At 38.0% G+C, this 5,788-nt stretch carries 5 protein-coding genes; all 5 read right to left on the bottom strand.

Annotated features, from left to right (window positions below):
- A partial coding sequence (locus ACGHIN_RS16235) for a response regulator (protein WP_390455921.1) occupies positions 1-398 on the bottom strand: 398 nt, incomplete at its 3' end.
- Between the two features lie 57 nt (positions 399-455).
- Positions 456-1,115 (bottom strand): YggS family pyridoxal phosphate-dependent enzyme, encoded by a 660-nt coding sequence (locus tag ACGHIN_RS16230; RefSeq protein ID WP_390455918.1) that lies wholly within the window; start codon positions 1,113-1,115, stop codon positions 456-458.
- A gap of 151 nt (positions 1,116-1,266) precedes the next feature.
- Entirely contained in the window at positions 1,267-2,133 is an 867-nt protein-coding gene (locus ACGHIN_RS16225) for a polysaccharide deacetylase family protein (protein ID WP_390455915.1), read from the bottom strand.
- Between the two features lie 129 nt (positions 2,134-2,262).
- The gene (locus tag ACGHIN_RS16220; RefSeq protein WP_390455912.1) at positions 2,263-2,991 is read right to left on the bottom strand and encodes a DUF72 domain-containing protein; all 729 of its coding nucleotides are present in this window, start codon (positions 2,989-2,991) and stop codon (positions 2,263-2,265) included.
- 5 nt (positions 2,992-2,996) lie between these two features.
- On the bottom strand, positions 2,997-5,788 hold a 2,792-nt coding region (locus ACGHIN_RS16215), incomplete at its 5' end, for a heavy metal translocating P-type ATPase (RefSeq protein WP_390455909.1).

Here is a 5,788-nt window from a genome sequence, read left to right as displayed (position 1 = left end):
GTCTGAAGATTTTTATTTTCTTTTTTAAGGCTTTCTTTAGCCAATGCATTTTTAACGCTTGTGATCAGCCTGTTGATATCAATAGGTTTGGAGATAAAATCATAAGCTCCTTCCTTTAAGCAGGAAACAGCAGAATCAATATCGGCATGTCCCGAAATCATGATGAAAGTGGTTTCAGGCTTTAATGCTAAACTTTGTTTTAAAAGTTCAGTTCCCGAAAGCTTAGGCATTTTGATATCAGAGATCACCAGAGCGAAATCCTCTTTTTCAATGTGTTTATAACCTTCCAGACCGTCTTCGGCCACAATGAATTCGTAATTGGTAAGTTCATCGGAAAGAATACTGTGAAGTACTCCGGAGATTGCTTTTTCGTCTTCTACTATAAGGATTTTTTGCATAACCGCAAATTTAGAAATTTTTGATTGAATTATTAGCAAAAATCATACCTAAATGTATTATTTTGAATAGTCCCTTCTTCCGAAAATTGCAGATCCTACACGCACGGAATTGGCTCCGCATTCTATGGCTACAGGAAAGTCATCGCTCATTCCCATGGATAAGGTTTCCAGTTTTTGCAATGAATTTAAGTCATCGAAAACTTTTTTCAGAACAGAAAATTCCTTCCGGATCTGCTCTTCATCGTCTGTGAATGTAGCCATTCCCATAAATCCTGTGATTTGAATATGAGGAAACTCACCGTTAAGATATTTTTGAAACAGATCTTTGGCTTCCGTAATCTCAAGCCCGAATTTGCTTTCTTCCTCAGCAATTTTCACCTGCAGCAGAACTTTGATGGTACGGTTATTTTTTTCCGCTTCCTTATTAATTTCCAAGATTAATCTTTCAGAGTCAACACTTTGAATGGTATCCACAAATCCGGCAATGTATTTCACTTTATTGGTTTGCAGATGCCCGATCAGGTGCCATTGGATGTCTTTGGGAAGGAGAGGGTATTTCTCTACAAGTTCCTGGACTTTATTTTCTCCGAATACCCTTTGTCCCAGATTATAGACTTCCTGGATAGCATCCACAGGATGGGTTTTTGAAACCGCTACCAACTGAACATCATCAGGAAGTTGGCTTTTTATCGTATGGTAGTTTTCTGTAAGGCTCATAATTGCAAATTTCTGAATTTTAAAAGCAAAAAGCTAATAAATTGATAAAATTTTCATTGAGATTTTCTTTCTGTCATTCTGAACGAAGCGAAGAATCTCATCATTGGGATCCTCATTCCGCTTTGCTTCATTCGGAAAGACAATATCACGACTAGTTCAATATTTCATTGATCTTAGGATATTGAGAGATCTTTCTGAATACAAATTTGTTGCTTTTTTGAAGCTTTTCGATAAACAGATCCAGTTCATTGATAGAATCCGCATCCGTCAGATATTGATCATGGGTAAGAAAAACCAGATGTCTCGATGTTTTTTCCAGGTCGTTGAAAAAGATGCTGTCTACTTTTTTCAGCATGGCTTCATGATTTCCTTTTAAATTCATTGCCTGTGTAGGTTTCCATTCCAAATCCCAGCCTACCACTTTATAGCCGGCTTTTTTCAGGCTGTTGGCTGCTTCCGTAGAACTTTTAATATCGGTTACGGTGATATTATTAAGTCTCCAGATATTTCTTCCGGGTGTTCTGGCAATCTGGTCATATAATTTCAGGCTGTCTTTCGCTATATCAAAATCGTGAACTACAGCCTCAGGATTTTTATAAAAGTCTGTATATTTATTGTGGGCATGGGTAAAACTGTGATTAGCCAGCTCAATAAGCGGATCCTTTCTTAATTGTTCAAGCTCTTCTTTTTGCTTTTTACTTCCATACACATGTTTACCGACAACAAAAGCTGTAGCACAAACATTTCTTTTATGAAGAATTTTCAACAGATTTTGAGTTCCCTGATTGGGACCGTCATCAAAAGTCAGGTAAATGACTCTTTTGTCTGAAGGAACATCTTCATCATCGATGATGGGGACTATTTTTGCGACGGGATCTTCGTGGAGAATCATCTTTTCCGATGTTTTCTGTTCTTGTTTCTGGTTGCATCCGTTGAAAAGAATTGAAGCTGCACTCACCAATGCAAGCATCCCAAGAAAAGTCGTTGGCTTTGACTTTCCCGCAAAAATTTGTCTCATAAAAATAAAAGGAATTTAAATCGTTAAAATTTGTTAATTTTTCTAAATTATTCTTAACAAACTATGTGCCAACTTATATTGAAATCTTACTTTTTAAGGCAATTTTAATTTATTTTTTAAAGTATGGGATTATTCCAGTATTTTCTTTAAATACAAAGAATTGTGGATAGCAGCGGTTCCCCATGTATTGTTGAAAAATATAAAGGTTTTCTTTTGCAGGGTTTTAATCTTTTCAGCCAAATCATTGAGGAATTCTTCCGGGTATTCCGATTTATAAAGAACGGGTTTTCCATGAAGTCTGTAATACAAGATTTCCGGATGATTAGCAATCACATCTTCAGGAAGATTGCCGGGAAAACTTACCCCTGAAAAAACTATATTTTTATCTTTCAAAGCAATGAAAATTTCTTCTTTCCACCATGATTCGTGACGGAACTCGATCACATTCAGAAAATTAAAGTCAAGATTATTCATGATAAGCTCTATATTTTCCTGACTGTTTTTAAAGGAAGGCGGGAACTGATATAAAAATCCCGCTAATTTTTCTTTTAAATGCTGTTGGATATGATTGCAAAAGGTAAGGATCTCTTCTTTGCTGTTTTTGAGCCTGCTGATGTGGGTAACCGTTTTAGGGATTTTAATGAAAAATGTAAAACCATCAGGCGTTTCATCATACCATTTTATAAGCGACTTTGCGGTAGGGTTCCTGTAAAAAGTGGAATTGATCTCCACCGTATTGAAGTGTTGGGAATATAAAGTTAGAAAGTCTTTACTTTTGACATCTTTGGGATACAATGACCCTTTCCAGTCATTATTGTAAAAACCTGAACATCCTATATAAAGACTTCCTTTTTTCATATTGTTTATTTTATTTCCAGATCCACTGAGTTTAACCTTAATGAATTTAAAATCACGGATAAAGAGCTGAAACTCATTGCTGCGGCTGCAATCATCGGTGATAAGAGTATACCGAAAAATGGATACAATAATCCTGCCGCAATAGGGACTCCCAGAACATTATAGATAAAGGCGAAGAATAAGTTTTCTTTGATGTTTCTCAACAACTTTTCACTTAACAATTTGGCTTTTGCAACTCCCAGAATATCTCCTTTTAATAAAGTGATTTCCGCACTTTCGATTGCTACATCGGTTCCGGTTCCCATCGCTATTCCGATATCGGATTGTGCCAAAGCAGGGGAGTCGTTGATGCCGTCACCAGTCATCGCAACAATTTTGCCTTGCTGCTGCAGCTTTTTGACCTCATTAAGCTTATCTTCCGGAAGACAATTGGCTTTGAAATGTTTGATTCCTAATTCTTCCGCCACGGCTTTTGCCGTATGTTCGTTATCTCCGGTCATCATGATTACGTCAATCCCTTCTTTCATTAGATGTTCAACCGCTTTTTTAGAGCTTTCCTTAATTTTATCGGTAAAGCTGATAAATCCTAAAACAGTTGTATCCTGAGCTACATACGATATGGTATGCGCTTTTGACTGAACTTCAACAGCTTTGTGTTTCAAGCTTTCAGGAATTTTAATCTGATGAGACGTTAATAGGCTTTCATTTCCTAAATAAGTCATTTTTCCCTGAATATTTCCTTTGACTCCTTTTCCGGAAATATTTTCAAACTGATCCACTTTTTCAGAAGTGATGTTTTCTTCTTTGGCTTTCTTGATCACTGCGTTGGATAAAGGATGCTCCGAATTCTGATTTAATGAATAGGCCAATTTTAAAATCTGAGTGCTATTTTCAGGATTTGTAGTTTCAATATATTCTACTGAAGGTTTCCCTTCTGTTAAAGTACCTGTTTTATCAGTGATCAAGACATTCATTTTATTCATTTGTTCCAGGGCTTCCGCATTTTTGATCAAAATACCGTTTTTAGCACCTTTTCCAATTCCCACCATCAGAGACATGGGTGTTGCTAAACCAAGAGCACATGGACAAGCGACAATAAGAACTGCGACTGCATTTACAAAGGCAAATAAACTTCTTTTACCTTCCGGACCAAAGAATTGCCATCCAAAAAATGTAAGTATAGCAATAATGATCACAGCCGGAACGAAAACTTTAGACACTTTATCTGTCAGTTTCTGGATCGGTGCTTTGCTTCGGCTGGCTTCGTTCACCATTCTGATGATTTGGGAGAGTAAGGTTTCATCACCTACTTTTTCTGCTTTCATGGTGAAAACCTGGTTGCCATTGATAGTTCCGGAGGAAACTTTATCATCTGTAGTTTTTTCCACCGGAACGGGCTCTCCCGTGATCATGCTTTCATCAATAATGGCGTTACCTTCCGTAATTTTTCCGTCTACCGGAATTTTTTCTCCGGGTTTTACTTTTAACAGGTCTCCGATCTTCACTTCGGAAAGCAACACTCTTTTCTCTTCTCCATTCACCAGAAGATTGGCTTCATCGGGTGAAAGATTCATCAGCTCCCTGATGGCATTTCCCGTTTTTTTATGAGCGGCAGCCTCCATCAGCTGTCCTAAAATAACAAGCGTTAAAATCACACAGACCGCTTCAAAATATAAGGGTAATTCGTGGTTATGCCCTCTGATTTCATGCGGAACGATATCAGGAAAAGCTAAGGCAACGATGCTGAATATAAATGCTGCCGCAACGCCCAATGCAATAAGACTGAACATATTCAGGTTCCATGTTTTGAATGAAACCCAGCCTCTTTTCATCAGGAACCAGCCAGCATAAAACAATACAGGGAGCGTAAGAACAAGCTCAATGATTCCCTGAACCTGATGGGAAAAAGGGAAGTTGATCAGCATCCCACCCATGGAAAGAATGAAAACTGGAATGGTAAAAACCAATGCAATGATGAATTTTCTTTTCAGAATAGTATAGGTTTCGTCTTCTTCGTCTGCTCCGGAATCAGGCATTTTGACAAGATCCATCCCACATATCGGGCAGCTTCCCGGTTCATTACGGATGATTTCCGGATGCATCGGACAGGTATATTTTGCTGTTTTCTTTTCCGGGTATTTTACCAGATCCATTCCGCAAACAGGGCAACCTACATTGCTGTCGTAGGTTTTATCGCCTTCACAATACATCGGGCAATAATATCTTCCTGCCATTTCATCCGTAACTTTTGGAGCTACGTCATGATGAGAGTGTGAATGATGATGATTATGCGTATGACTGTGGTTGTGATGTCCGGCAGATTGATTGACTAATTCTTGCGTAATTTCTTCCAAATGCATGTGGCAGACTGGGCAATCCCCTTTTTCATCATATACTTTATCTCCTTCACAAAACATCGGACAGTAATATTTACCGATATTATCTTTAAAATTATCTGGCAGGTTGGAGGAAGAGTATATGGGTTTATGATTGGGATCTTTGGCCTGTTTTTCCTCAATGGGAACCAGGTACATCTTACAAATGGGGCATCTTTCTCCCTGCTTGAAATAGACTTTATCTCCTTCACATTCCATCGGACAATAATATACTGAAGACGGTGAAACACGATCCTGTGGTTTAATGAATGCTTTTTCAGGTGAATGGGGATCTTCCAGTTGATATTTTCCCGCTTCTGCCAAAGCTGTGTTTAATGCAGCGAGTGTAATTTCTTTATCTGAAGTTATGGTTGCAGTATTATTTTCCAGATTGACATCGGCTTTTACGCCTTCAATGCTGT

Origin of the sequence: Chryseobacterium barbadense (assembly GCF_042849955.1) — a bacterium.
In the GTDB taxonomy this organism is placed as follows: domain Bacteria; phylum Bacteroidota; class Bacteroidia; order Flavobacteriales; family Weeksellaceae; genus Chryseobacterium.
This window is presented reverse-complemented; position numbering and strand designations above follow the sequence as displayed.